Origin of the sequence: Planktothrix sp. FACHB-1365 (assembly GCF_014697575.1) — a bacterium.
Lineage (GTDB): Bacteria > Cyanobacteriota > Cyanobacteriia > Cyanobacteriales > Microcoleaceae > Planktothrix.
In genome coordinates, this window is record NZ_JACJSC010000001.1 from 215,926 (window position 1) to 241,734 (window position 25,809).

The 25,809-nt window shown below is 39.6% G+C and carries 28 protein-coding genes; 17 read left to right on the plus strand and 11 right to left on the minus strand.

Annotated features, from left to right (window positions below; all coding sequences use genetic code 11):
• Positions 1–76 precede the first annotated feature (76 nt).
• From ndhC to H6G57_RS00995, 5 genes are all read left to right on the plus strand, one after another.
• Complete coding sequence (gene ndhC, locus H6G57_RS00975; protein WP_072718243.1) at positions 77–439, plus strand: photosynthetic/respiratory NAD(P)H-quinone oxidoreductase subunit C; 363 nt, start codon at positions 77–79, stop codon at positions 437–439.
• A gap of 14 nt (positions 440–453) precedes the next feature.
• Entirely contained in the window at positions 454–1,176 is a 723-nt protein-coding gene (gene ndhK / locus H6G57_RS00980) for a photosynthetic/respiratory NAD(P)H-quinone oxidoreductase subunit K (RefSeq protein ID WP_190515282.1), read from the plus strand.
• On the plus strand, positions 1,169–1,672 hold the full coding sequence (locus tag H6G57_RS00985) for an NAD(P)H-quinone oxidoreductase subunit J (RefSeq protein ID WP_190515283.1): 504 nt from the start codon (positions 1,169–1,171) through the stop codon (positions 1,670–1,672). Before ndhK ends, H6G57_RS00985 begins: the two co-directional genes overlap by 8 nt.
• A 289-nt stretch (positions 1,673–1,961) precedes the next feature.
• A complete protein-coding gene (locus H6G57_RS00990; RefSeq protein ID WP_190515285.1) occupies positions 1,962–3,524 on the plus strand; it encodes an SdrD B-like domain-containing protein in 1,563 nt (520 codons plus the stop codon).
• A gap of 221 nt (positions 3,525–3,745) precedes the next feature.
• Positions 3,746–5,008: a pitrilysin family protein gene (locus tag H6G57_RS00995; RefSeq protein WP_190515286.1), complete on the plus strand. Its 1,263-nt coding sequence runs from the start codon at positions 3,746–3,748 to the stop codon at positions 5,006–5,008.
• Between the two features lie 179 nt (positions 5,009–5,187).
• Here the strand turns inward: H6G57_RS00995 and H6G57_RS01000 are convergent, their stop codons facing one another.
• Positions 5,188–5,523 carry a hypothetical protein gene (locus H6G57_RS01000; RefSeq protein WP_190515288.1) on the minus strand — a complete coding sequence of 112 codons (336 nt, stop codon included), beginning with the start codon at positions 5,521–5,523 and terminating at the stop codon, positions 5,188–5,190.
• Positions 5,524–5,969: 446 nt separating this feature from the next.
• Here H6G57_RS01000 and H6G57_RS01005 point away from each other — a divergent pair, with 446 nt between their 5' ends.
• Both H6G57_RS01005 and H6G57_RS01010 read left to right on the plus strand, forming a co-directional pair.
• Positions 5,970–6,476, plus strand: coding sequence for an HNH endonuclease (locus H6G57_RS01005; RefSeq protein ID WP_190515290.1), 507 nt, complete (start codon positions 5,970–5,972; stop codon positions 6,474–6,476).
• Between the two features lie 70 nt (positions 6,477–6,546).
• Positions 6,547–6,936, plus strand: a complete 390-nt coding sequence (locus H6G57_RS01010) for an alr0857 family protein (protein ID WP_190515291.1) — start codon at positions 6,547–6,549, stop codon at positions 6,934–6,936.
• 70 nt (positions 6,937–7,006) lie between these two features.
• On the opposite strand, the gene H6G57_RS01015 is transcribed toward H6G57_RS01010, so the two are convergent.
• Positions 7,007–7,402, minus strand: a complete 396-nt coding sequence (locus H6G57_RS01015) for a VOC family protein (protein WP_190516266.1) — start codon at positions 7,400–7,402, stop codon at positions 7,007–7,009.
• A 270-nt stretch (positions 7,403–7,672) separates the two neighbouring features.
• On the opposite strand from H6G57_RS01015, the gene H6G57_RS01020 reads away from it, so the two are divergent.
• From H6G57_RS01020 to H6G57_RS01035, 4 genes are all read left to right on the plus strand, one after another.
• Positions 7,673–8,284 carry a hypothetical protein gene (locus H6G57_RS01020; RefSeq protein WP_190515293.1) on the plus strand — a complete coding sequence of 204 codons (612 nt, stop codon included), beginning with the start codon at positions 7,673–7,675 and terminating at the stop codon, positions 8,282–8,284.
• A 640-nt stretch (positions 8,285–8,924) separates the two neighbouring features.
• A complete protein-coding gene (locus H6G57_RS01025) occupies positions 8,925–9,275 on the plus strand; it encodes a hypothetical protein (RefSeq protein ID WP_190515294.1) in 351 nt (116 codons plus the stop codon).
• A gap of 109 nt (positions 9,276–9,384) precedes the next feature.
• Entirely contained in the window at positions 9,385–10,158 is a 774-nt protein-coding gene (locus H6G57_RS01030; RefSeq protein WP_190515296.1) for a pentapeptide repeat-containing protein, read from the plus strand.
• A gap of 201 nt (positions 10,159–10,359) precedes the next feature.
• Positions 10,360–10,785: a DUF1824 family protein gene (locus tag H6G57_RS01035; RefSeq protein ID WP_190515298.1), complete on the plus strand. Its 426-nt coding sequence runs from the start codon at positions 10,360–10,362 to the stop codon at positions 10,783–10,785.
• Between the two features lie 107 nt (positions 10,786–10,892).
• Here the strand turns inward: H6G57_RS01035 and glgA are convergent, their stop codons facing one another.
• On the minus strand, positions 10,893–12,338 hold the full coding sequence (gene glgA, locus H6G57_RS01040; RefSeq protein ID WP_190515299.1) for a glycogen synthase GlgA: 1,446 nt from the start codon (positions 12,336–12,338) through the stop codon (positions 10,893–10,895).
• 234 nt (positions 12,339–12,572) lie between these two features.
• Here glgA and H6G57_RS01045 point away from each other — a divergent pair, with 234 nt between their 5' ends.
• Complete coding sequence (locus tag H6G57_RS01045; protein WP_190515301.1) at positions 12,573–13,127, plus strand: hypothetical protein; 555 nt, start codon at positions 12,573–12,575, stop codon at positions 13,125–13,127.
• Positions 13,128–13,287: 160 nt separating this feature from the next.
• Here H6G57_RS01045 and H6G57_RS01050 read toward each other — a convergent pair whose 3' ends face one another.
• Both H6G57_RS01050 and hemC read right to left on the minus strand, forming a co-directional pair.
• A complete protein-coding gene (locus H6G57_RS01050; RefSeq protein WP_190515302.1) occupies positions 13,288–13,965 on the minus strand; it encodes a glycoside hydrolase family 108 protein in 678 nt (225 codons plus the stop codon).
• A 75-nt stretch (positions 13,966–14,040) separates the two neighbouring features.
• A complete protein-coding gene (gene hemC / locus H6G57_RS01055) occupies positions 14,041–15,003 on the minus strand; it encodes a hydroxymethylbilane synthase (RefSeq protein WP_190515304.1) in 963 nt (320 codons plus the stop codon).
• Positions 15,004–15,211: 208 nt separating this feature from the next.
• On the opposite strand from hemC, the gene H6G57_RS01060 reads away from it, so the two are divergent.
• The gene (locus H6G57_RS01060; protein WP_190515305.1) at positions 15,212–15,979 is read left to right on the plus strand and encodes a hypothetical protein; all 768 of its coding nucleotides are present in this window, start codon (positions 15,212–15,214) and stop codon (positions 15,977–15,979) included.
• Between the two features lie 386 nt (positions 15,980–16,365).
• Positions 16,366–16,596, plus strand: coding sequence for a type II toxin-antitoxin system HicB family antitoxin (locus tag H6G57_RS01065; RefSeq protein WP_190515307.1), 231 nt, complete (start codon positions 16,366–16,368; stop codon positions 16,594–16,596).
• Positions 16,597–16,687: 91 nt separating this feature from the next.
• Here the strand turns inward: H6G57_RS01065 and H6G57_RS01070 are convergent, their stop codons facing one another.
• Positions 16,688–17,044: a zinc ribbon domain-containing protein gene (locus H6G57_RS01070; RefSeq protein WP_190515309.1), complete on the minus strand. Its 357-nt coding sequence runs from the start codon at positions 17,042–17,044 to the stop codon at positions 16,688–16,690.
• 134 nt (positions 17,045–17,178) lie between these two features.
• Between H6G57_RS01070 and H6G57_RS01075 the strand changes: the two genes are divergently transcribed.
• A complete protein-coding gene (locus tag H6G57_RS01075) occupies positions 17,179–17,505 on the plus strand; it encodes a phasin family protein (protein WP_072718055.1) in 327 nt (108 codons plus the stop codon).
• Positions 17,506–17,595: 90 nt separating this feature from the next.
• On the plus strand, positions 17,596–18,177 hold the full coding sequence (locus H6G57_RS01080; protein ID WP_190515311.1) for an FKBP-type peptidyl-prolyl cis-trans isomerase: 582 nt from the start codon (positions 17,596–17,598) through the stop codon (positions 18,175–18,177).
• Between the two features lie 94 nt (positions 18,178–18,271).
• Here H6G57_RS01080 and H6G57_RS01085 read toward each other — a convergent pair whose 3' ends face one another.
• From H6G57_RS01085 to H6G57_RS01095, 3 genes are all read right to left on the minus strand, one after another.
• Positions 18,272–18,586, minus strand: coding sequence for a multidrug efflux SMR transporter (locus H6G57_RS01085; protein ID WP_190515312.1), 315 nt, complete (start codon positions 18,584–18,586; stop codon positions 18,272–18,274).
• 91 nt (positions 18,587–18,677) lie between these two features.
• The gene (dnaB, locus tag H6G57_RS01090; protein ID WP_190515314.1) at positions 18,678–21,560 is read right to left on the minus strand and encodes a replicative DNA helicase; all 2,883 of its coding nucleotides are present in this window, start codon (positions 21,558–21,560) and stop codon (positions 18,678–18,680) included.
• A gap of 366 nt (positions 21,561–21,926) precedes the next feature.
• Complete coding sequence (locus H6G57_RS01095; RefSeq protein ID WP_190515316.1) at positions 21,927–22,979, minus strand: hypothetical protein; 1,053 nt, start codon at positions 22,977–22,979, stop codon at positions 21,927–21,929.
• Between the two features lie 73 nt (positions 22,980–23,052).
• Here H6G57_RS01095 and H6G57_RS01100 point away from each other — a divergent pair, with 73 nt between their 5' ends.
• A complete protein-coding gene (locus H6G57_RS01100; RefSeq protein WP_190515317.1) occupies positions 23,053–24,294 on the plus strand; it encodes a hypothetical protein in 1,242 nt (413 codons plus the stop codon).
• Positions 24,295–24,409: 115 nt separating this feature from the next.
• On the opposite strand, the gene rplI is transcribed toward H6G57_RS01100, so the two are convergent.
• Entirely contained in the window at positions 24,410–24,868 is a 459-nt protein-coding gene (gene rplI / locus H6G57_RS01105) for a 50S ribosomal protein L9 (protein ID WP_190515319.1), read from the minus strand.
• A gap of 133 nt (positions 24,869–25,001) precedes the next feature.
• Complete coding sequence (gene gloB / locus H6G57_RS01110; RefSeq protein ID WP_190515321.1) at positions 25,002–25,775, minus strand: hydroxyacylglutathione hydrolase; 774 nt, start codon at positions 25,773–25,775, stop codon at positions 25,002–25,004.
• Positions 25,776–25,809 lie beyond the last annotated feature (34 nt).

A 25,809-nucleotide genomic window follows, 5' to 3' on the forward strand; every position in this document is an offset into this window, starting at 1 on the left:
TAGATCGAAGATTAACAAGGGATTATGTCAAAATGTAAAAAATCAGTTACAAACCTAGCGCGATCTGTGATTTATTGTGTTTGTTCTTAGTGGCTACGAATATTTTTTAGGCTTCTTAATCATTTGCAGCCTAGTTCCTATCCTGGCTTTGGGCGCGTCCAAAGTCCTACGACCCAAAAGCCGGAGTGGTGTCCGTCGCACCACCTACGAATCGGGGAACGAACCCATCGGAGGGGCATGGATTCAATTCAACATCCGATACTATATGTTTGCCTTGGTGTTTGTCGTCTTCGATGTTGAAACCGTGTTTCTCTACCCTTGGGCCGTTGCCTTCCACAATTTAGGACTCCTGGCCTTTATTGAAGCCCTGATATTTATTGCAATTCTTGTCATTGCACTGGTTTACGCTTGGCGTAAAGGTGCCTTGGAATGGTCATAAAAGGTGATAAAACCATGACTCAAAGCATTTCACCCGAAATGGAAAAAATTATCAATCCGGTTGAGCGTCCCCAAGTCACTCAGGAACTCTCGGAAAACGTGATTCTGACAACGGTGGATGACCTTTACAACTGGGCAAGGCTGTCTAGCTTATGGCCTTTGTTGTACGGGACAGCTTGTTGTTTTATTGAATTTGCTGGTTTAATTGGTTCTCGGTTTGACTTTGACCGTTTTGGTTTGGTTCCTCGGTCTAGTCCTCGACAAGCGGATTTATTGATTACCGCCGGAACCATTACCATGAAATATGCTCCGATTTTGGTGCGTTTGTACGAACAAATGCCAGAACCGAAGTATGTGATTGCTATGGGAGCTTGTACCGTTACTGGGGGAATGTTTAGCATGGACTCCACAACGGCCGTGCGAGGGGTTGATAAATTAATTCCTGTGGATGTCTATATTCCAGGGTGTCCTCCTCGTCCTGAAGCCATTATTGATGCGGTGATCAAACTGCGGAAGAAAATTGCGGATGATTCCTTGCAGGAACGGGCTAATCTTCAACAAACCCATCGCTATTACACCCGACCTCATAATATGAAACCTGTTGCCCCAATTTTAACAGGTGAATATTTAGTCACCGAATCCCGTCAAGTTCCCCCTAAACAGTTAACCGAAGCTATGGGAATGCCGATTCCTCCCGCTTTAATTGCCGAACGGACAAAGGAGGAAAAACGTGGCTAATTCCGAAGCCCCCCTTGTTGAAGCTGGAAAAGTTTCTCAATGGCTCAGTCAAAATGGCTTTGACCATGAATCCCTTGGCCCTAATAAAATGGGCGTGGAAATGATTAAAGTGGATCGAGATTATTTGATCCCCCTGGCGACTGCTTTGTATGCCTATGGATTTAACTACTTGCGTTGTCAATGTGCCTATGATGCTGGCCCTGGGGATGCCTTAGTCAGCGTTTATCACTTAGTTAAAATTGATGACAATGTGGAACAACCCCAGGAAATCTGCGTCAAAGTCTTCGTTCCACGGGATGATCCCAGAGTCCCTTCAGTCTACTGGATCTGGAAAGCGGCCGATTTTCAGGAGCGAGAATCCTACGATATGTATGGTATCGTCTACGAAGGTCATCCCAATCTCAAACGGATTTTAATGCCGGAAGATTGGGTCGGTTGGCCTTTAAGAAAAGATTATATCTCTCCTGATTTCCATGAATTGCAGGATGCCTATTGAGCCCTTAGATATTGATGAGCTTCTAGCACCCCAGAATTAATCGGGGTGCTGGTGTTGCTCAAACCTAAATTTAATTGAAAGATGCAATTCAATCCGGCGATCCAAATTGCCAGATCTCTAGGAAGTCTGATATAGTTGCCTACGATAATGTAGAATTCATATCCGGCTTGGACTTGATACACTCGCTTATTCTAAATTAAGGGGTGTAGTTACAAGGTTAAGCAACGGGTTCTGCCCGCAGCTAAACGGAATCAGTCTTCGCAATTCACTTTGGTGGAGGAGTCAAATCGTGAGCACTCTCAACGGTACAACATTTAATGATATTAATTTCAACGGCATCTTTGATGCTGGAGATCTTGCACTTCCCAATGTCACTGTCTTTTTAGATAGCAATGGCAATGGTTTACCCGAGTCCCTAGAAAAAGTTTCGATCACTGATATTAACGGTTTTTATTCGTTTCCTAATCTAGCGGCAGGAAGCTATCAAGTTGGACAAGTTGTTCCTCCTGGTTTTACACGGACAACGGCATCAAACCCTGTCACCCTAACAGGAGCCGCAGCAGATACAGCTACATTTAACATTGCCAATACTGGAGCCGTTACTCCTGTTGTTCCGTCTCTGAGTGGCAACATTGCAGGGGCTGTCTTTGTAGATAACAATCTGCTCGGTCTCTACAACTACGTCTACGACGATAACGGCAATATCGTTCCCTATAATTCCAACATCTACGACAGTAACGGCAACCTGATTGTCAATACCAATGGGTTTGCCAATACTCAGATATATGATCCCTTTACGGATGCGACGTTACCCAATATTCCGGTCTACATTGACCTGAACAACGATGGTTTCCTCAACTCCAACGAACCTAGCACGTTTACGAATGAAGCCGGGTTTTATAACTTCAACGTTCTACCCGCCGGTTCCTACCTGTTGAGAATTGCTCAACCTTCTGAGGTAACAGGAGAAAACTCGATTCTGGGTGATCTCTTATCCACAACCAATACTCCGTTAGTAGTTGATGTCTTTGGCGGATCAACCGTCAGAGCCGATCTGGGTGTTGTTGCTCCCAATAGTGTTTACGGTAAAGTCATTAATGACCTGAATGGCAATGGCTTCCCCGAAGCTTCAGAACCCGGAATTCGAGGCGTTACGGTCTTTATTGATTCTAATGGCAATAACGTCTTTGACTTAGGCGAAAAGTCTACGGTCAGTGGTGCTGATGGGGCTTACATTATCAAAGGCTTAAATACTGATGTTGGACAACAATCTAACGAAACCTTAGCTCAAAACCCCTACCTGGCTTACCAGCTTTTAGCCGATCCCCTTTCTGTCGCCAAGTCTTTCCCCGTAACTTCCGTTCCCCCAACGACTAGCTACGTTAGAACTTCACCTCTACCGGGGGCTACAATTGATGCTCCGGTGATTCCAGCAGGTTCTGCTCAGGCTAACTTCCTCTATACTTTTGCTCCCACAGCAAGTGCCGTCTTACCGGACAGCATCACAGGATTTGTTTTCAATGATCTCAATGGTGATGGTATTGTTCAGCCCGGTGAGCCCAATCTGCCCGGTGCGGAAATCTATCTTGACCTCAATAACAACGCCAAGTTAGATTCCGGTGAACCGAGTTCGATTAGTGATGCGGCGGGTTCCTTCGGGTTCTTGAATCTTGCCACACCAGGTGACTACATCGTTCGGACAACGGATGAGTTCCTTACCACTGCCGTTCCTAATGTCATTTTAGGTGTGAATCAAGCAGCCCAAGTTGCCGTTGGTTTGGCGACCTTTGAACCGAGTCCCGCTATTAACCAAAACGCTTTAATTCCCATTCTGGGAACCACTGTCGTTTAAAACGGACATAGCATCAAATTTGCTATTTATTTAATCTGAATTTCATCCTAAAGCAGCAGTCTGGCTTACACAGCCCCTAGCTTTGCTCTAGGATGATATTTTTTTACCTCACCAGTCAGGATTTTTCCACCCGCAATTTGTATCAAGATACTCAGATTTTTTGGGTTACTCCTGATTAATTTAGAGTAGGCTAGATTAAGTGGAGTTTAATACTTAACAATTTGTCTCAAGTTTTAGCAACTTCAACCTTTCCCGCCAGCACGTTTAAGTTGAACAATGGTTTAACGGTTATTCACCAGCAAATTCCGGCAACCCCAGTTGTCGTTGTTGATGTCTGGGTAAGGGCTGGTGCCATTTATGAGCCGGATATGTGGTCAGGAATGGCCCACTTTTTAGAACACATGATTTTTAAAGGTACAGAGTGGATTGGCCCTGGTGTGTTCGATCAAGTGATTGAAAGTTGTGGGGGTGTGGCGAATGCGGCCACCAGTCACGATTATGCTCATTTTTATATTACAACGGCTGCTCAATATTTGAAGGAAACATTGCAGGCTTTAGGGGATTTATTACTACACGCAACGATTCCCGAAAGCGAGTTTAATCGAGAACGGGATGTGGTTTTAGAAGAAATTCGTCAAGCGCAAGATGATCCCGATTGGCTGAGTTTTCAAGCCTTGATGGAAACGGTGTATGAACGTCACCCCTACAGTCGTTCTGTTTTGGGTACAGAAGCGAAATTAATGGAACACTCGCCCTATGAAATGCGTTGCTTCCATCGATGTCGTTACCAACCGGAAAATATGGCGGTTGTGATTATTGGGGGTGTGGAGGAGCAGCAAGCTTTGGATTTAATTCATGAAGCCTTTGATAATTTTTTCCCCCCTGCTAGTTTCCCCCATCTTTATGAGGTGGTTCGTCCCCAAATTAAAGAAATTCGTCGCCGAGAACTGCGTTTACCTTATATTGAAGAAGCACGATTAACCTTAGCGTGGACAGGGCCAGGAGTTGACCATTTAAGACAAGCTTATGGCTTAGATTTAATTTCTTCCATTATCGCATCGGGACGAACTTCTCGATTAGTCCAAAAACTGCGGGAGAAACTTCAGCTTGTTCATGATATTTGCAGTGATTTTTCTTTACAACAAGAGTCTAGCTTATTTACGATTAGTGCTTTATTAGAACCTCAATATTTAGAGAAAGTAGAAGACTTAATTTGTGAAGAAATTCATGAATTAATGATTGAGCCAATTTCTGAAGCTGAATTGAGGCGAAGTCAACGTTTTCTTTGTAATGACTATGCCTTTTCAACAGAAACCCCAGGACAGTTAGCGGGATTATATGGATATTATTTCACCGTCGCAGAACCTGATTTATCCGTAACTTATCCCCTACAAATTCAATCCTTTCAGCCTTTAGAACTTCAAAATATTGTGACTGAACTCCTGAATTTAAACCATTATGCAGTGATGGTTGTTCAGCCATAAGGGAGGACAATAGGAATATTTATGCTGTTTAGATTAATATTGGATATAACTGATATATAATATTAATTATATCCAATATTAATTCTTCCGAAAATAGCTATCATGTTTGAGAATTATAGCCCAAAAGTAAGCTATAATTTTCAAACATGAAACAGCCCTGTCCCCCATCCTCTTCCTAACTAGCCATCTAAACTCTCCAAACTAAGAGGAACCATATCGCCTTGAAACGTGAGTCCTAAAAACATTTCCTCTTTCGGTCGAATAATTTTTCCTGTTAAGACACAGCGTTCTTCCTGTTCTGCAATGGCGGAAATATGGGCACGGATATCTTCTCTGGTCAACGACGGGCGATAATCGCCTGATTTTTGTTGGACATAATTCCACAGTATGTCTCGAATCAGGGCTTGATAGCCTTTGTTCTTAGCCAGTCCTTTTAATCTTTCTTTGAGTTCCCGTTCTAGGCGAATGCTGGTCACTTCCATATCAGTCGTTGAAGTTCGAGGAAGGGTATACATAATTTTTTCTCCATGAATAGGTAGACATCTCTGTAATATTAGTGTAGTATAAATAACGTAAGATTAAAACTATCTATATCGAGGTTCAGCTTTCAAGTGATCAACTTATCCACATTCAGGCTAAATTCCAATTGTTTCAAGGGTTCAGGCTCATCTGATGGAGCTACCTGGAATCCTGAAACCGGAACCTCTATGGTTGAGGGCCAGTCTAGCAGTGGTTATAGTGATCCATTAGAACCCAATCCATCAAAGATATCCGATCAATTCCACTTTGACCCTCTAACAATTGCATCATTCTTTTTTCATCACCGAAGCGGGAGGTACAAATTGAGATGAACTGTACCCAAACCCAAACCCAAACCGAACTCGGTTGAACCCCCGCTTCCTCATCAGAAAAACAGGCGGGGGTTTGTGTTTGTATCAATAAGTGTAAATGGAGTCAAGCCGTGACCAGCCCAACTGACGTATTAAGGCAATCTGTGGTCGTATTCTCCCCCAATTATTTGCCCATGAACCGAGTCAATATCAAACGGGCAATTGGTTTGTTAGTGACTGGAAAAGCTGAACCTCTGGAACTTAATTCCAATGACTCCGGTTGGTTTGTCCATTCTCCGAGTCTGGTACTTCACGTTCCAGCCCAAATTCGTTTAACGATAGCGGGTCAAGAACGAATTTGGAAGGTTCCCCCGGTCAACCGTCGGGAAATTCTGCGGCGAGATCACCAATGCTGCCAATATTGCGGGAGTACAAAACGATTAACCATTGATCACGTCTTTCCCCGTTCTCGTGGGGGTACTCATACCTGGGATAACGTCGTCACGGCTTGTGAACGTTGCAATACCACTAAAGGCAATCGCACTCCTGAAGAAGCTCGAATGCCCTTACGCACGAAACCCAAAGCCCCCATCCACCCAGTTGTTGCTTTCGCCGAATATTTCTGGCAAGGGTTGTAGGGTGTCGGTGAACAGCTAACCGTCAACTGTCAACCAACCCTTGGCTTTTCTGAAAAGGGATTCAAAATCAATGCTGAAGTTAACTTATACGGAAACAGCGTTTCATATTGAGCGTCTCAGTCAATCTCCAGAACAACTGGTGGCGCTGCGGGTGAAGTTGGCAATGCGAATGGGCCAAACGATGGTTGTTGAACCGAGTTCTGCCTCGTTTCTGTTACCTGTCAATGTCTCCACCTTGTCGATGTTAGAGGCGGCTGTTCGTCAACAACGCTCAGAAGCAATTGCCTTATGTGTGGCGGATACAGAAACCATTGAAGTTAGTTTAACTGGAACTTGGATTACTGTTGATCCAGAGGGTGAAAGTGGAATTTTTCTCACGGTTTTAGGCGATCGCACTGAATCTTTACTCTATCACCTCTGGCTACAAGCATCGGGCAATACTTCCGTGATTCGAGATTAATTTGAGGGGGGTTAACACAGTCATAATATTCAAGATTTGTCTTAACTCACCCTCCCCTACTGATTGCTGATTAACCTACATTTTTTTGATAAATTTCTAATGGTAAATTATCAGGATCTTTAAAAAATGTATATCGTTTACCTGTGATTTCATCTCGTTTAATCGGTTCTACACAGATCCCCTTCCCTAATAAATCAGCAACACTTAGGTCAATATTATCAACTTCAAAGGCTAAATGTCTTAAGCCACAAGCTTCCGGTTGATTCGGTCTTTGAGGAGGATTAGGAAATGAAAATAACTCAATCTGATCCTGAGTTCCGACTCGTAAATCTAATTTATAAGAATTTCGTTCTTTTCTAAAGGTTTCTGCAATAATTTCAAACCCTAAAAGATTGACATAAAAATTTTTAGATTTTTGATAATTAGAACAAATAATTGCAATGTGATGGATTTTATTGATTTTCATCATTTCTCCTGCTCAAACTTAGAATTATTATCTTGTGTCAACGGTGTCAACTTCTGCTATTCTATAGAATCTATTCTCAACAATACTTTGGCTCACTGTGCTGTATCCCAGCCAACAATCTTGGCCTTCTTCTCCTCCTTGGACACCAGTTTTTCTAACTCAACACCTAGACGAAACTCTACATTTAGGGTATAATTGATGAAATCTCCCAATAGTAACGCTATATCTAGTATTTGGGAAAATGATCGTCCAGAATCTAGGTGTTTGCCCATGTCTCAAAATTTAATCAAGGCTGGAGTTATTGTGCCGAGTCAATGGCCCCTAGCCCGTGTCTGGTTAGAAGTTGCCACCTTACTGAGTATTGCGCCCCGACACATTGAGCGCCTAGAATTCTGGCCCCATCAAATTTGGGTAAAAATTCAACAAAAAAAAGCGGTTTTCGTCAGTTATCGTCGCTTACCCCTGTGGAAAGAAACGGGGTTAGATTCAATTCAAAATTGTAGCGAACGCTCCAGCTTAGAGCAATTAGGAGAAATGCTCAGTTTAGAAGTCAAGCACTATAAAAACCAGTATAACCCTGTTATTTTAGAAGAATGGCGTTCAGCTTGGGCGAAAAAATCTCAATACTTTAAACTCGAAGCTCAACGACAAGCCCAAGAAGAAGAACGACTCAAACCCATTCGTGAGCGTGAACAGGCTGGTCAACAATGGCACGAAGGCTGGAAAACAATTTTACATTATTGTAATAGCTTTGACTCCTTAGAACGATTAGCTCCTGAACTGCAACAACAAAGCCAAGAATTTGCCGACTTACCCGAAGGCGAAACAGCCATGCAACTGTGGCATCAACGGTGGCAAGAACTTACCCAAGCGACGGCCTAGTCAACCGCTAACCGGAATATTCCCGAGAGCACGTCACTGTTAATCCTGAGATTAACAGTTTATTCCCGTTGGTGCTATTAATTGGCAACAGATTAAGATATAATAAAGTAGGTTTGAATTTCCAGAGTGCTGTATTAAACCCAAAAATCAGGGTCGTAATCGAGCTCAAAAGTATCGCACAAGGATACAAAATCAGGGTTAGCGCTGAATCCATTATCGGCGCGATGAAGATAGATATACCCTGTATGGGGGATGACCTTTCAGACTCCCTTGTTAACTTGGGTTAGCAAAAATATATCGCTGACGATTACCTTAAACCCATCGTCAACGGCTATTGAAGACGTAGCAACGTTCAAAACGTCAAATTTTTTTGACTCTCTCCAAAAGTAGGGTAAGACATACCCGAAGTCTAAGTCAAATATTCTCCGTAAATCTTGGGGAGATCATACCCTCTAGGTAGCTTTTGCTTACCTTTATTTGTTATGTTTTTGCATCATTAAAGGTTGTAGAAACACTCAAAAATAAAGGGGTGCTTTTGCTGGGATTTTAATCAACCCAAAACCGCTTTACTTCAGTAAAGGGGAATATCAGACTATTTGCACAAGCAAACGACTGTAAAACATAAAAGGGGGTGACGTCCATGTTCAAGCAAAATCAAAATCAACTCAAAAAAGTGCAATTAGCTGAAGGAGTATTTGTCTATACTCCCCTGGATGATCTGTGCATTCCAGCTTTACGGTCTGGGTATGCGGGATACCCCGTTAACCCTCGATGGAATGCGATCAAGTTCCATGCTTGGAAAATCGGACGACAATGGCGCGAAGCGCTAGGGCGGGGCGAAATGATCATCCGGTCAACGGACTCGATGTTAGTCCCCATTCAGAAGACTGAGGAAAGTAGTGATTCTCCCTTACCTCGATCGTGGAACATTAACCCAATATTAAAATTATCCGACCATTCGTCTCAAAAGGATGTTCTCGCTTTAATTTGAGTTAGAATTTTAAGCAATCTCAAGAGTCAAAGCAGATATTTTCCTGTTTCCTGGCTCCTGAGCTTGCACCTAACCCTCAAACAGCAGATCAACCATGAAGAAACTCACTATGTCATTACTAGCAGCTTGTTTAGTGACTTTACTCTCGCTAACAAGCTTTTCTAGTAATGCTTGGGCTTTTGATCAAACCCAGCTTGACCTTCTCAAAAGCAGCGTTGAACAATGGAATAATTGGAAATTTAGCACGGGTTCACGCCCAGACTTAACGGGAGCCGACTTGAGTGGCTTAAACTTAACGGATGCTTTTTTGCGTTTCTCTGACCTGAGTGGAGCGAATTTAGCGGGTACTAACCTCCATGATGCCGATCTGATCAGTGTCAAGTTAAACAATGCTAATTTAACTGGAGCCGACTTAACTGATACATCCCTTTCTGATACCGACTTTAGTGGTGCGAATCTAACAAATGCTAATCTGAGTGGATACCACTATACAGATGATTTCATTAATTTTCAAGGGGCAAACTTAAGCGATGCTAACTTAAATAGCGACGAGCTAATAGTCTGTAATATAAACACAGATCCCTACGCAGATCGCTACAGAGATCCCTACGCAGATCGCTACAGAGATCCCTACGCAGACCGCTACAGAGATCCCTACGCAGACCGCTACAGAGATCCCTACGCAGACCGCTATACAGACCCCGAAAATAGCTACAGATACCAGTTCCAATGTGAATCTTCTCGTTCACGAGAATCTAATTTAGTCGTCAATTTTTATCAAGCCACTTACAACGAGAATACTCAATTTCCTCCGGGTTTAGATCCTGAACGTGCTGTTGCCAAAAACAATCAACCGTTTGATCGATATGCACGCTATCGCTAAAACGATTAACACATTACAGACCTCTGAGTTCTTTAAAAATTCAGGGGTCTAATTATAGCAGGACATAGGAGATAAAACAGCCATCATTAATGTTTTGATGATCTCGGCATTTATTCTATCAATATTCTGATATAATAGATAATAGTCTCAATTGCTAATGATACAATTTTTTTCCTGTTTTTTATCTCCTGACACCTGATTATGCTTTCTCCAGACCCAATGCCATTAACGGTTAAAGATGCTGAAGCCCTTTTAAAAGACTTTATTTGTAACGATGTTATTTCCCCGATCTCGGAGGCAGAAAACGCTAAAATTCAACAAGCATTATTATTGCTAACTCGTGAATCTGAATATCAAATGATTGGGATTTGTGCAGATTCTAAGGAACAAGCCTTAACAGCATTAACCGATTATTTAAAAGCTTTTCAATACTCTATAAATGTTGGAGAAAATGCTTTAGATACCGTTGAAGGAGCCGTTTATTTAAAGTTTAATGGTCGCCATCAAACCTTTTATATTAGCCCATATTTAGAAAAATATCGAGGGGTTTTAATTTCCTTTCAATCAACGGAAGAAGATGGAATTAATGGAGTATACGGGCATTTTCCGTTAGATTTATTTGCTTAAATTGATCAAAAACCCATAGAGAAACCGGGTTTCTGAAGGATTCATCTTAATGTTATGTCTTAGATTAAGATAACAGCCAGAAACCCGGTTTATTTGAACATTAACCTTTAAACAACAACGCTAGAACTCGGTTGAGGTTGGGGGGGTGGAGCAGGTTCTGATTCATTCGGAACACCTCCATAGTTATCCATCAAATTGCTATAGAGTTGGATATATTCTCTAGCAGAATTTTCCCAACTAAAGTTTTGACTCATACCACGACGTTGCAATTCTCGCCATTGATCTTTAAACCGGAAGGCTTCAGAAGCCCGAACCATTGAGGTATAAAAATCTAAGGGTTCATAGCGATCAAAACAGTATCCTGTTCCTTGATAATTAATCGGATCATTATAGGATACCGTATCCACTAAACCCCCAGTGCGTCGGACAATGGGAACACAACCGTAACGCATTGCCAACATTTGACTAATACCACAAGGTTCAAACCGACTCGGCATCACAAAGGCATCACAACCCGCATAAATCCGCCGAGATAAGGCATCATTAAACAATAATTGTGTCGTCATCCGACCCGGATAACGAGAGGCCATGTGCCATAATTGGGTTTCATAATAGCGATCGCCCGTTCCCAAAACAATCAATTGACAATCGGTATAAGATAAAAATTGATCCATAATTTGAATTACGAGATCAATTCCTTTCTGTTCGACCAATCGCGTTACCATACCCATTAAGAACGTATTAGAATTAACTTCTAATCCCACTTCTTCTTGAATTGCAACTTTATTGACGCGACGATTTTCTAGGCTATCAGCCGTAAAGCGTTCAGGAATATAAGGATCAGTCGCCGGGTTATAGGAAGTGGTATCAATTCCATTTAAAATCCCTGTCATTTTGCCACTGACATAGGATAGCAACCCTTCTAAATTTTCCCCATAGGCTGCGGTTTGAATTTGTTGAGCGTAAGTCGGAGAAACGGTCGTCACGACATCAGCCGCTTGTACCGCCGCCGCCATCGTATTGTGACCCTGCATATACCAAGGACACCAAGTAATCCGTTCCAAATACCAGCGCCAAGGCCCTTGATAGGCTAAATTATGAATAGTGAAGACTGTAGCAATATCAGGCGTTTCGTGCATCCAGACCGGGATCATTCCCGTATGCCAGTCGTGGCAGTGAATAATATGGGGTTTCCAATAGTTCCACGCAAATTCAGCCGCGCCACTGGAAAATAAGGTGAACCGCCAATCCTCATCCTCTCCATAGTACACACGACGAGGCATAAAGGATGGATGTCCAAACAAATATAATGGTACATCAGTTTTCGGAAATACCGTTTCAAATACCGCGAAACGCTGGTACATGGTATTTCCCCACCAGATCGGATCTTTTGGGATTTTGATCTTATCAGGGAGGAAGCCATAATAGGGCATAAAGATGCGAACATCGTGTCCCATTGCTCGCAATACCTGCGGCAATGCACCGACCACATCTCCCATCCCGCCAACTTTCGCTAAAGGTGCCGCTTCTGCGGCGACAAATAGAATTCGCATTTTAATTTTGCGTTCCCTTAGTTGCTCCGTAACGTTATCATACCTGTCTCGGTGTCCGATTAAACGCTTTATTCGAGTTCGTTGAATTCGCTATCGAAGTGAGTCCCAAAGGCGATGTCCACTGTACCGCGAATATTGTATGTTGGAATTAGGAATAAATCTCACCGAAATCGAGTCAAGTCATGCTGTAGCTAAATACTCGGTTGTCGATGCCTTTCGCAGGAGATTCAAAAAATGCTTGATCAACTGCTCAATGCTATTACATCCTGGGGTAGGTTTCCCAAGGCATTCACCAGACTTTCCCCCGTTGTTAACATTTTAGTCTGGAGTGTACTCCTTTTTGGGGAAATTCCCATAGCACAGGCTCTTTTAATTTCACAAAATCCTAACAATACTCCTTTAGAAAGGGCTACTGTTCAACATAATTTTTTGGAAGAGGGGGTTTACCTCTATGGTCAGTCTCCTCAACCGGAACAAATTGGACAAGCTTATATGGTGTTTGAGGTCAAGCAAGGTCAGGTGACGGGAGCGTTTTATATGCCTCGCTCGTCTTTTGACTGTTTTACCGGAGTTCCCCAAGGAAATCAACTTAATTTAAACATCATTGAAAGTTACAGTCAAGAAGCTTATTCTTATAATATTGGTTTTAGCAATACTGCTGTTGTCGCGGCGGCCCAAGGTCAAGGAACAGAGAAAAACAATATTGTTTTAGAAGGGTTTCATCGAATTCCAACGGTGAGCGAAAATGACACTCGCCTTTTAAGTCAATGTAAAGCTGATTTTAAGTAGATAAATAGGGAACAGGGAACAGGGAACAGGGAACAGGAGATGGAAAAAAGGGGTTAGCTATCCGATAATTACTTGTAGCAAATATTGAAGGATGGAATATTAACGATTAACGGTTAACCCTTAATTGTTAACAGTTAACCGTTAAAAAAATCTATAACAATTATTGTTTTTTGAGTAAATCAACGGCTTCTTGTAATAACCGGATAGCTTGTTCTATTTTACTCAATATTTCGGCTTGACTAACAGGTTTGGGTGTTGGTGTTGGTGCTGGTGTTGGCGTTGGTGTTGGTTTGGGTGTCGTTACACCTCCTAATTCATTGACATATCGCAATAAATCTTGATCTCGTCGTAACCATCCATTTAAGAAAACTTCTTGACTGGGGTTAGCTTTTACTCGTTGATAACGATAATCAATTCGATTTTGACAATAGCGTTGGGCGGTTTGTAAATTATTGGCTTTTTCTAATGCGGCTTTTGATTTTGCGCCGAAATTGCCATCAACGGTTAACCCACCAATGGCTTCTTGTAAAAATTCTAAACTACCTTTAACACTAAAATTAACGGCCGTATCAAAATGGGCTACCGCTAACGGTAACACCATTGAATCTGCTAAACAGGGTTTCCAAAATTGTAAATAATATAATTCTTCGACTTCAGGTTGTGTAATTTGGAGAACCGACTTAGACGTTAAATTCTTATTGCGTAAATAAGTATCATAACTTCCTTGACTAATTCCATAATTAACAGTTCCTGCTAAATCTCTAGGGTCGCCTACACCAGCTTCCCATTTTAACGTAAATTTTAATGCGGTTTTAAAAGCTTCAGGATATTCTGGCATGGTTTGAGTTTGGGGTAAAGGTTAGATATTGATCAAAAAATATCAGTGCTTATCAATATCTAACCTATTTGTCAACTAACTACGCTGAATTTCAGCAAAAATTTCGTTTAATATCTCTTGAGCACCTTGGTCTTTGAGTTTATTGGCGAGTTGAATACCTAACTCTTCCGCATCCGCCGCATTTCCGGTGACGGTATCTTTAATTAAGCGTTTTCCATCCAGACTCGCCACCATTCCCGTTAAGGTCAGTTGGTCGCCATTAATAAAAGTATTCACACCAATGGGAACTTGACAACCGCCTTCTAACTCCCGTAGAAAAGCTCGTTCAGCATAACATCTTTGGGCGGTTGGAGTGTGTTCAAGAACTTTAATAATCTCAAGAATATCGCTATCTCCTTCTCGACATTCTATTCCTAATGCGCCTTGTCCGACGGCGTGGAGGGAAATTTCCGAGGGGATGACTTGATGAATGCGATCGCTCATTCCTAAACGAGTTAACCCAGCAACCGCTAGAATAATAGCATCATACTCTCTATCGTCTAATTTTTGCAGACGAGTATTCAGGTTGCCGCGTATATCTTTAAATTCTAAATGAGGATAATGGTGTCTGAGTTGGGCTAGGCGTCGCAGAGAAGAAGTCCCAATAACAGCACCCGCCGGAAGGGTTTCCAGTTGCTTATCTTTATGTTTTTCATGAACGACTAAGGCATCTGCGGGATCTTCGCGTTCCGAGACACAGCCTAACATTAATCCTTCGGGAAGTCGAGTCGGTAAGTCTTTGAGGGAGTGCACCGCAATATCGCTGCTGCGCTCAAGCATCCCTACTTCTAATTCTTTGGTAAACAGTCCCTTATCGCCAATTTTAGCCAGGGCGACATCAAGGATTTTATCGCCTTGGGTGGACATGGTTTGCACTTCAAAGGTGATTTCGGGGAAGTGTTTCTGAAGTTCTCCTTGTACCCAATAAGTTTGTACTAGGGCGAGTTGGCTTTTGCGCGATGCAATGCGGACGGTACGAGTCGGGGCAGATACAGACATACTGAAGAAATAATACAAGCAAATAAAGTCACTTGATCTAGCCTACCGCAAGGAGGGACGTCAATGTTGTTAAGGTGTGTGACGGGGGAGGGATGTTGGGTTAAAAGCAACAGTTGTTACAAAACTTCATGTTTTTGACACAAAAGATATATAGGTAGGAAAAGCCATCTAGGATTGTGAACAATAAGATTTTATGGAAATAATGATCATGGCTAGAACTCAAGATGTCATTGTCAAAAAGTTACCTGAGCTTTTACAAAATTTGCCCGACCAAGGTTTTCTTCAATTAGATTTGACAGAAGAGCAAAAAGAATGTTTTGAAAAAATGAGAGAATCTAATTTCTTACTTTCTCAAGCATTAGAAGCAAAATTTACAGGTCAAGATGGCATATTTGAGCAAGTTTTGGAAAATCAAGGAATTGACCCTTTAAAAAGAGAGGCAATTCGGAAAATAATTAAGGAATACGAAATATTATGGGAAATTATTCAACTAGCAGAACCCTATCTAAAAAAATTCTATTCTGAAACGGCTGCTTTACTCTATCAAGAGCTACAGGATCAATCATCATCTCTAAATCGGTTTCGGTATAGAATATTGTCTAAAATGTTGAAAGAAAAGTATAAGTTTTTATCTCCTGAAGATTTGTTTATAGCCATAGTCAAAGAAGAACAATACAGAATATTTATGGATTCTTTAGGGTTGAACAATACTGAATTTTCAGTGAATAAGATTCGTGAAATTTTAACTAGCTTTAAGATTTGTATTTTTCCCGGTAAAAACGAAATTCTTTCTCCTTATAAATATAAAGCTAGAGTTGATAAAGTAGTTGATTACGTAAAAATAAATCAACTCAATTATGGTTGGAAAGAAATGATATTCTTTGTTTGCTTTCATTATTTAGAATGTTTACAAAATCCTTATTCTTCTGATGGAGATGCAATTTGTAACTCGGATTTTGAAGAATTAAGTGATTAATCTTGAAAAATGTGATCGCATTTCTTAAAATTAGCCTAATAAATTCCCCATTGTCATGCTGAACGAAGCGCAGCGTAGTGAAGCATCTCATAGAGATTTCTGCTATCAGCAAATAACCCTTGAGATCCTTCGCTTCACTTCGTTACACTCAGGATGACATTGAAGGTTTAACGGTTTAAATTTGGGAGATGCGATCGCATTTATCCCTATAAAATTCCACAGTCAACGTAGGGGCGAGGCGCGCCTCGCCCCTACAGGGTTTAGATTGTTAGCAAAGATTTAAAATGATCAAGGTCAAAATCTGGTTGTCCCTAAAACAGGTGGTAAAATGGTAAAAACAACCTAGATTAAGCAGATTATACGTTTATTAGATTTGGAGATTTGGTATGCAAAATATAAAAACACAAAGTAAATCCTTAGAATATTACTTAAATTTACCTTATCCGATTACACTATATCCTGAACCTGACGGGGGTTATGTTGCTGAAATTAAAGATTTACCTGGGTGTATGACTCAAGGGGAAACCCTAGAAGAAGTTATGGCAAATTTGCAAGATGCAAAACACCTATGGTTAGAAACCGCTTATGAATTTGGGGATGAAATTCCAAACCTATAAATAAGAACTTAGAGAAGTGGAAAATCAGGAGCTTAAAATTAATCAAAACCCATTTAATTACAATTTATGCAAAATAAAAATGAAAAACAGATTATAAGAGGGTGAGAATAAAACTAACTATTAATAATCCGAAAACAACGACCCAAACAAGATTCTGTTGAAGCCAAATTTTGAGAGTAACAGATGGAGTTTGCTGAGGTTTAATCGAAGTAGAAATTAACGGTTCAGAACGATTTTGATAAAGGGTACATTCCTGAGCAAAAGGACGTTGGGGAAAGTTACAGGTATCATCCTCATGATAGAGACAAGTTTCACAGAGAGATTCTTTCCCGCTAGAACGATAGAGGGGAATACCAGGATGTCCAAACGCTTTAAGCTGATATTGACAATGGGGACAGTTAACCGCTTGGGAGTCAACAGGTTGGTGACAACGGGGACAATGGGACATTTTAAGGGTTCAAACCTTCAAAAAATGAATCTGCGAATTTGGGGAAAATATCACAAAATAGAAAATGTGAGTCAGTTTGAAAATAAAGCCTAGCTTTATATTTGCACTTTAGCAGCCTTATACGGGCAGAAACAATGGATAATCAAAATAACTTACTCCGACAACTGCTGATGATTGGGATTGGAACAACATCGTTAGTAGCGGAAAAATTGCAGGAAGCAACGGATCAGTGGGTCAAAGACGGAACGATGAATACAGAGCAAGCTAAACGCTTTGTAGACGATATGATGCAGGGTCTAAGATTAGATCATACCAGTTTAGAAGACCTGATGCAGCGACAGTTCCGAAATTTAATGCAGGATGTGGGGGTTCCCCGTCAGTCGGAACTCGATGAGTTACGCGGACGCCTCGACCGCCTCGAACGTCAAGTTAGAGATTTAGAAAATCGTCTTTGGCGCTAAACAGTTCCCAAATAATGTCAAACTTAAAGATTGGGTTTTCTCTAAGAAAACAATCCTAAAGGTACATGAGTATACGCAGGAGGATGAATTTTGCGAGAAATTCTAATTAGTTTAGGGGTGATTATTGTTTGTACGGTTGTGTTAGTTGTTGCTCAAATTACAACAGCCGTCCAACAGGCGAAAGCGACGAATCAAAACACTCCTATTGCAGTACAACAAACGGTTTCCCCGACTTCAACAGTAAAACCATCTAGCAATCCTTTGTTTGCACAAGGTATTGCGTCCAATGCTCAAACTATTATTGCTCAAAACATGACAAATTCAGAAGAAAAAGTAATTACAACTGACTCTGGTTTACAGTATGAGGATTTGAAAGAGGGAGACGGTGTATCTCCTAGTAAGGGTCAAACGGTTACAGTTCATTATACCGGAACTTTAACAAATGGTAAAAAGTTTGATAGTTCTCGCGATCGCGGACAACCGTTTCAATTTAAAATTGGTGTAGGTCAGGTGATTAAAGGTTGGGATGAAGGCGTTATGAGCATGAAAGTAGGCGGACGTCGCAAGTTAATTATCCCACCGGATTTAGGTTATGGTGCTCGCGGTGCTGGGGGTGTCATTCCTCCGAATGCAACGTTAGTTTTTGATGTGGAACTATTGGGCGTGAAGTAATTCTTTGAGCCTCAAAAGTTACCCAATAAACCGGGTTTATAAGCATGATTTCTGGGTTAAAATCCAGGTTTTATGAACCAACCCGGTTTTTGATCTATTTACCTGAATTTAATCCGATTACACCGATGATAATCAATGCAATTGATATAAATTTAATCGGAGTAATTGACTCCCGAAAAAACGCGATTCCAATCATAGCAATTAAAGCAGTTCCTACACCAGACCAGACCGAGTAAGCAAGGCTAACTTCAATTTTTTTGAGGACTATTGTTAAGCAAGTAAAACTCAGTCCATAGAAAATAAATATTCCTATAGAAGGCCAGATTCGAGTAAAGCCTTGGGATAACTTCATACAGGTTGTCCCCATCACTTCAAACACAATTCCTAAAATTAGATAAATCCCGCTCATGAATTCCATCTTGATTAACCAGTACGTCTTTTTTGATACTCAAATTATTATACTTAAAATTAATATTAAGACTGGGGGAATTGAGGTTAAATTAACTAGACCGAGGATTGGCTAAATTTCTGAATTTAGTAAATTGAGGATCAAATAACAGTTTAATGGTTCCTGTGGGGCCATTACGATGTTTAGCAATAATAATTTCTGTAATTCCTCGGTCTGGCGTATCAGGATTATAATAGTCATCTCGATAAATCATCATGACTAAATCCGCATCTTGTTCGATGGAATTGTGAACAATAATATTATTGGCGACAAAATTATGCAGACCCGGAACTGTTAAGTCAAATACTTCTTCTTCTCCATCGGATATGATTGCCACAATTTCATCCCAATACACATCACTGTTATCTGGTAAACATATCTGTTGTTTAGAACTTAATTCATCTAGTCTTTTCCAACCCTGAATTGTTAAAAATTTGTGATTAGCAGTTGCTTTAATTTGTCTTCCTAGTCGAGTTTTTAAGGTAAATACAGGTTTAATACCTGTAGAAAAAGCATGACTAACAATTGCTGTTTCTAGCTTCATTGTTTTTGCATTTAAAGCCCAAACTGAAAAACCAGATTGACCTACTAATTCTTTAATGGGTACTTGTAATCCGGTATCTGCTAATGTGATTAAGCTATCACCTGTTAAACAACCAGATTCCCTTAAATCCGATAACATCGGGCGTTTATTTGTTCGAGATTCAACGCTTCGACTTAACTGGGATAACGCAATAACAGGTACACTTAATTCTCTCGCTAATCCTTTTAATGATCGAGTAATTCTTGATAATTCCTGTACTCGATTATCACTTCCTCCCTCCATTAATTGTAAATAATCAATTAAAACTAACCCTAACGCGCCTCCATTTTCCGCTTGTAATCTTCGGGTTTTAGAACGCATTTCCGTAACAGTAATATTTGGGGTATCATCAATAAAAATCGGTAATTCCGCTAAGGAACTAATTGCCATTGTTAACGGTTCCCATTCTGATTGACTAATGCGTCCTGAACGAATGCGGTTACTTTCAATTTTGGCTTCACTAGATAACAGTCGTTGTACTAACTGTCCTTTAGACATTTCTAAACTAAAAATAGCAATCGGTAACTTATGACCCTTCGCAATATTATGTCCTAAACCGACGGCAAAACTGGTATTATGAACACAGATATCATTGGCAACAAAATTATGAGTTTCAGGAATCGTTAAGTCATAAACTTGTTTTTCCCCGACGAATTCAATTGAAACAATTTCATCCCAATAAATCTCGCTAGTTGCTAACTGTTGTAAGGGTAAATCCTCTAAAACAGTTGCTAAAGTCCAAAGTCTTTCCCGTGATAATTGTCGTTTACCAACATGAATATTACTATATCCTGAAATTCCTGCTCGTTGTGCTAAACTTTGCCAAGATTCATCGCCTTTAACTGTTGCAATTTCTTGCCAAATTTCTACAGGGATTAAATCTCGGTTCGTTTGATAGCGTTTATTTATTAACGCTTGTTGTATTTTTAATAGCGTTTCTTCTTGACTAAAAATCCCGATTTCTGAAATGAAGGTTTTGATAGATAAAGCATCGGTAATATCCAGTTGCCAAGCCGTTCGTCTCGTTTCTTTATATTTAATAGAACGCTTTTTCAAAATTGAAATAATACCAAACCGTAATAATAAATGTTGAACTTGTCGGGCTAATTCTTCACTAACACTCGCATAACCGAGTTGACATTGACCACTAGCTAAAAGAGTTGCCCAACCATCTGTTGCAAACAAACGATTAAGAAATAAGGCGATTTGCGATCGCTCTAATCTAAAAATAATTTCAGGAATCGTTTTTTGATGAAGTTCTTGTGCTGATAGTCCAAATTGTTCTAACCATTGATAATTATTATGAGTTAAAACAATGTTTTTATTATTCAACCCTCCATTTCCTAATAAATAACCTAAAATTTTAACTTGATATTCTGGTAAATTTTCAGTTCCAAAACAATTTAATTGACGAGGAATAGCAATTTTATCTCCAGGTTTAAGTTCTGCTAAAGGTCGCCATCCTTGAATCATTAAAAACGGATGAGTCAAGGTTGATTCTACAAAATGTCCTAATTTTGTTGTTACTCTAAAGACAGGTTTAATTCCATCATCAATAAAATCCGAAGGTTCAGTAATTTTAAATTTCCAATCAGATTTTAAAGTCAAAATTTGAGCTTTTTGACGCTTATAAATCTCTTGAATGGTGACAACACTGCCATCGAATAGAACAATTTTACTATCAAAACTTAAACATTTCCCCATTGATGGCCTACCCGCAATAATAATTAAATCCGACCGTTGGAAACCCCCTGTCATCGCATCTAAATCATAAAATCCGCAAGGAATACCGGGTAACGAAATTCCCTCATTGCGGTCTTCAATTTCTTGGAAGGTATCAATTAAGGTTTCTCCAATAGAAACTAAATCCTGTTGGGGTCGAACTTGAGAAATATTAAAGATTTGTTGTTCGGCTTTATCGAGAACCGTTTCTAAATCTTGGCTGGTATCATAAGCTAATTCAATAATATTATGTCCGCCAGTAATCAGGCTGCGACGGATTTTTTTATCTAAGACTAATAAACCATATTGATCAATATTAACAGCCGAAACAGTCCGATCTACGAGTTGAGTTAATTTTAATTGTCCTCCCACTTGTTCGAGTAATTTTTGATCTGCTAACCAAGTGGTAACGGTCATTAAATCCGTGGGTTTTCCTTGAAAATGTAGGGTTAAAGTTGCCCGATAAATAATTTGATGGGATTTGAGGGCAAAGGATTCAGGTTGTAATAATTCTGCTACCCGACTAATGGCTTCTGGATCAAGGAGAATACCGCCTAAAATTGCTTCCTCTGCTTCTATGTTTTGAGGGGGAAGGCGATCGCTAATACTAGAAAATTGAGGTTCATTCATTATAATAATAAAAGGATTTCAATAAAAAAATTTTCCCTTCTATTCTATCTTATCTGGTGCGTGCGCGTTGCTTACGCACCCTACGCACCCTACGCACTTATAACACAACAATAATCACCTATCTTTGTAGGGGCTTGTGTCCCGCCTCGCCCTAACCTAATATTCAATTAGATTGAATTTTAACTGCGTAGGGTGTGTAAGCAAAGCGCACGCACCCAATATCTAAAAGTTAAGTTAAAAATATTGATGGGTTTGAGATCGCACATTTCCCCTCTCACTTCAAACCTATGATCCTATTCTTGCTAACAAACGCCGTTTAAGGGCGAGGAAACCTCGCCCCTACATTTTAAGGATAATTGATTATTATTAGCTTGTGGAAATAGAATTTAAAATCGTATCAATTTCTGTCTGAACTTTATCTAATTGTGAACGCAGTTGATCTAACGATTGTTTTTCCGATTGCCATTTTTCAGGAATTTCTTGTTCATATCTATTTTGTTTTTCTAATAAATCATCATAAAAGGTTAAATAGAATCTGACAATGGATATAGCTAAATTGAAACACTTGTTTAACCTTGGTAATAGGCTACTTTCTATAAACAATAGAACTGTATTGGAAAAATCATCAAATTTTTCTTTTTTAACAACCAAAAAACAGTCTTTGCGAAAGGCTTCCCAAGAAGGTTTTATTATATCAATTAAAGGGTCAGAAACAGTGTTCTTTTTATTAAAAAAGAAATTTATTCTATAATGGTTATCATTTATTTTAGACAATAAATTATTCTTGTATTTACTTTCTAAAAAACTAACATGAGAGTCTAATTTATGAATTTTAAAAATAGAAAAATCTTCAGATAGTAATTCTATATTATGTTTAATTGCTAGAATGATTTGACGGTCTTGAGCCATTAACTCCCTTTCTAAACTTTTGATTAAACCATCTTTATCTGATAAGCCTAATTCGGGTTTAGGTTTTCCGGTATTCTTTTCAGTAAACCACTGCATTTTAAGTTTGGTAAAACGATGAGCCCATGCTTGTTTTATTTCTTGAACAACTTCTGTTTCGCATTTTTTCCTTAAATTACGAATCCGTACATCTACATTGCTAATTTGTGCGATCTGTTCCCAAATTTCATCCTTGGGGATAGATAAAATTCTCGCTTTACTATTCCAGACTTCCTCAGCATAATCTAAATCTTGATAACAATTTTTTAGTAATTGTTCTAGTTTTACAGCAGACTGTCTCATTTCATCCGTACAGAGTTGAATTGATTGACTTAAATCGGTTGCTGACTGTTTTAACTCTAAGGATTGATTGCCATTAGAATGGATTAGTGTAATTGCTTCATTAAGAGCAAGAAAGGCTTTGAGAGATTCATTCATCACATTTAATTCCCGGCTCAATGTTTTTTTTCCCATCAGTAACCACTTTGAACAGGTATCACTGATATAATTAATTATACTAACTTCTGACACCCAGGTTAACTTAGTTATGGAATCTCAAGATTTAGAGCCTTTGTTAAAGTCCGTCGGTCTTGCCTTAGATGTAGCAATTCCTTTTGCATCTGCCGTTCCTTATCTCGGAACTGTATTAATTATCGCAAAAATTGGGGTCAGAGCCTATCAAGGGAAGGTAGAATCTGACAATCTTAATCGAGACTTAGACTATCTGAAAAAGGGCGTAGATAGCTTACAGGAAAAGGCAAGTATATTAGAATCAGCAACAGCAACCCTAGGAGTCGGTGTTGCTTTACAGGGAATACTTTCAGCACTAAATTTGCAGCAAAATCGTCAATCAAATTTAAAATTAGATCAAGTTTTGTTAGAGCTTCAAACAGGTTTTACAGATTTAAAATCAATTATTAATCATCAAGGAGATGAAATTTTAAAAGCGATCAATCAAGTGGGTCAAGAAATTAAACAAGAAATACACCGCGTTGAGTTTGTTAAGGCTTATGGAATCTTTCAGTCAGTCCATAATAATCGACTCCCATCGGCTTTAATAACACAAAATCCTAAAGATAGAAATGATAAATTAAACTTGACTTGGAATGAGTTACAAAATTGTTTAGCTATTTATAACAACAAAGAATTAATTTCTTCTCCTTCGATTTCAGGGAGATTGAAGCGATTAGAATGTGCTTGGGCGATTGAGCAAACTTTAGCGTTAGTTGATATTTTAAAAAATGATTTTGATGCTTGTATTTTTCAGTTGAATCACCTAAAAGATAAAATCATCAAAGATTGCATGGAATTAACAGAGTCCTGTCAATCAGAGGAAGAAATTGATTTTATATTTCCTAGAATTAACTATATTATCAATCATGATATAATTTTAATTAATTTCTGGAAAAACAATCTAAAAGTTATACAAAATTTATCGGTTGAGGATCAGGAAAAACTAGCTAGTTTTAATGTAACGGATATTGTTAGTTTAAATCAATCCCAAGAATCTAACGCTTTACAAAAACGCTCCCCATTTGAACTGTATCAAGAATTAAAAGATAAATCACATTTTGTTGCTTTGAAAGATCAACTTAAATTTATCCTTAAACCAGAATTACGCTCTGAGTATGAATCTTATATTACCCAAAAAGCGATCGCTCTGGATTTTAAAGGATTAGCCTTAACCAACTGGAAAGAAGTTCCTGATTTAACCGTTGCTAATCTCTATTATTTTTTCAAAGATAAAAAGTTTCTGGATCTCGAAAACCATCTAAAGTTCGTGATTTAACGGTTGCTAATCTCTATTATTCATTTAAAGAACAACAATAAAAATAAGCCCTGAACTCAAGTTCGGGCTTAGGGGGAAACCTGTTAAAATCGGTTAAATTGAATCCAATAAAAATTTACAGGGAAACCACTTCAACTTCCACATCTGCTGTTACTTCAGAATGTAACTTAATATGGGCTCTATAGGTTCCTAATTTACTGATACTGGGGAGAGTAATTTCTCTACGATCAACTTCTTGACCAATGGTTTGTTGAATCAATTCTGCTAATTCTTTTTCTGTAACAGTTCCAAAAATTGCGTTTTCTTCCCCAACTTGTTTGGCAATTTTGAACACACCCACCGCTTCTAGGGCTTGTTTCTGAGTTTCAGCTTGTTGTTTCAGTTCCAATTGGCGTTGACGTTCTTCTTCCCGACGCCGTTCTACCTGTCTGAGAATACCAGGGGTGGCCCGAACTGCAATACTCTGAGGGAGTAAATAGTTACGAGCATAACCAGGGGCGACTTCTACGAGATCCCCATTTTTTCCGAGTTTACTGACATCCTTCGTCAGAACCACTTGAATACGCTTCGCCATGATCAGTTCCTATATTTTTTTTAACCCAAACACTCTATATTAACGAAATTCGGGTGCGATCGCAAGTCCATCATCCGTTTCTGCATTAACCGATCACTTAACTCCACTTAACGCACCCGACAAAATATATTCTTTAAAATTGATCCTTCATCCCCCGCAAACGAGTAAAAGTTTGAATCGGATCTTGGCTATTCGTCGCAGATTGTAAACTAGGAACATCCCACCGTAAAAAAGGGTTCGTGCGTTTTTCTAAACCGATATTTGAGGGAATGGTGGCTTGATTTTGACTGCGGGCGACCTTGACATTTTGGAAACGATGGTGTAAGTCTGGATTGTCAGCATCTACCGTTAAGGCAAATTTTAAATTATTGAGGGTGTATTCGTGGGCACACCAAACTCTAGTGGTTTCAGGTAGGTTGCGGAATTTATTTAGAGAAGTCACCATTTGTTGAGGAGTTCCTTCAAATAAACGACCACATCCCCCGGCAAATAGAGTATCCCCACAAAATAAATTACCAGGGTCATCAGCATTTTGAGGCGGAAAATAATAGGCAATGTGGGCTTTTGTATGACCCGGAACAAATAAAATCTCCCCTACTTGATCTCCAAATTGAACCTGATCCCCTTGTTCTAAAAAGACCTTTTGGCCCGGAATTCTACCTCGATCTTCTACACCGCCATAAACTGTAAGATTGGGATAGTGTTGGATCAGTTGAGTATTTCCGCCAACATGATCACTGTGATGGTGGGTGTTAAAAATTGCAACTAATTCGGCTCCTAATGTCTCCAAATGTTGTAAAACAGGATAGGCTTCTGCGGGGTCAACAACGGCGGCAATATTCCGATGGGGATCATGCAGTAAAAATATATAATTATCAGAGAGGGCTGAAATTCGTTCAATTTGCATAAAAACCAATCTCCTGGGATGATTTGATCAGGGT

What these genes read in the sequence shown, in the direction of transcription:
- ndhK (WP_190515282.1), top strand. Translation starts at nt 454, where the DNA reads ATGACTCAAAGCATTTCACCCGAAATGGAAAAAATTATCAATCCGGTT.
- H6G57_RS01000 (WP_190515288.1), bottom strand. Translation starts at nt 5,523, where the DNA reads ATGTATACCCTTCCTCGAACTTCAACGACTGATATGGAAGTGACCAGC.
- H6G57_RS01010 (WP_190515291.1), top strand. Translation starts at nt 6,547, where the DNA reads ATGCTGAAGTTAACTTATACGGAAACAGCGTTTCATATTGAGCGTCTC.
- H6G57_RS01015 (WP_190516266.1), bottom strand. Translation starts at nt 7,402, where the DNA reads ATGAAAATCAATAAAATCCATCACATTGCAATTATTTGTTCTAATTAT.
- H6G57_RS01020 (WP_190515293.1), top strand. Translation starts at nt 7,673, where the DNA reads ATGTCTCAAAATTTAATCAAGGCTGGAGTTATTGTGCCGAGTCAATGG.
- H6G57_RS01025 (WP_190515294.1), top strand. Translation starts at nt 8,925, where the DNA reads ATGTTCAAGCAAAATCAAAATCAACTCAAAAAAGTGCAATTAGCTGAA.
- H6G57_RS01030 (WP_190515296.1), top strand. Translation starts at nt 9,385, where the DNA reads ATGTCATTACTAGCAGCTTGTTTAGTGACTTTACTCTCGCTAACAAGC.
- H6G57_RS01035 (WP_190515298.1), top strand. Translation starts at nt 10,360, where the DNA reads ATGCTTTCTCCAGACCCAATGCCATTAACGGTTAAAGATGCTGAAGCC.
- glgA (WP_190515299.1), bottom strand. Translation starts at nt 12,338, where the DNA reads ATGCGAATTCTATTTGTCGCCGCAGAAGCGGCACCTTTAGCGAAAGTT.
- H6G57_RS01045 (WP_190515301.1), top strand. Translation starts at nt 12,573, where the DNA reads ATGCTTGATCAACTGCTCAATGCTATTACATCCTGGGGTAGGTTTCCC.
- H6G57_RS01050 (WP_190515302.1), bottom strand. Translation starts at nt 13,965, where the DNA reads ATGCCAGAATATCCTGAAGCTTTTAAAACCGCATTAAAATTTACGTTA.
- hemC (WP_190515304.1), bottom strand. Translation starts at nt 15,003, where the DNA reads ATGTCTGTATCTGCCCCGACTCGTACCGTCCGCATTGCATCGCGCAAA.
- H6G57_RS01060 (WP_190515305.1), top strand. Translation starts at nt 15,212, where the DNA reads ATGGCTAGAACTCAAGATGTCATTGTCAAAAAGTTACCTGAGCTTTTA.
- H6G57_RS01065 (WP_190515307.1), top strand. Translation starts at nt 16,366, where the DNA reads ATGCAAAATATAAAAACACAAAGTAAATCCTTAGAATATTACTTAAAT.
- H6G57_RS01070 (WP_190515309.1), bottom strand. Translation starts at nt 17,044, where the DNA reads ATGTCCCATTGTCCCCGTTGTCACCAACCTGTTGACTCCCAAGCGGTT.
- H6G57_RS01075 (WP_072718055.1), top strand. Translation starts at nt 17,179, where the DNA reads ATGGATAATCAAAATAACTTACTCCGACAACTGCTGATGATTGGGATT.
- H6G57_RS01085 (WP_190515312.1), bottom strand. Translation starts at nt 18,586, where the DNA reads ATGAGCGGGATTTATCTAATTTTAGGAATTGTGTTTGAAGTGATGGGG.
- dnaB (WP_190515314.1), bottom strand. Translation starts at nt 21,560, where the DNA reads ATGAATGAACCTCAATTTTCTAGTATTAGCGATCGCCTTCCCCCTCAA.
- H6G57_RS01095 (WP_190515316.1), bottom strand. Translation starts at nt 22,979, where the DNA reads ATGGGAAAAAAAACATTGAGCCGGGAATTAAATGTGATGAATGAATCT.
- H6G57_RS01100 (WP_190515317.1), top strand. Translation starts at nt 23,053, where the DNA reads ATGGAATCTCAAGATTTAGAGCCTTTGTTAAAGTCCGTCGGTCTTGCC.
- rplI (WP_190515319.1), bottom strand. Translation starts at nt 24,868, where the DNA reads ATGGCGAAGCGTATTCAAGTGGTTCTGACGAAGGATGTCAGTAAACTC.
- gloB (WP_190515321.1), bottom strand. Translation starts at nt 25,775, where the DNA reads ATGCAAATTGAACGAATTTCAGCCCTCTCTGATAATTATATATTTTTA.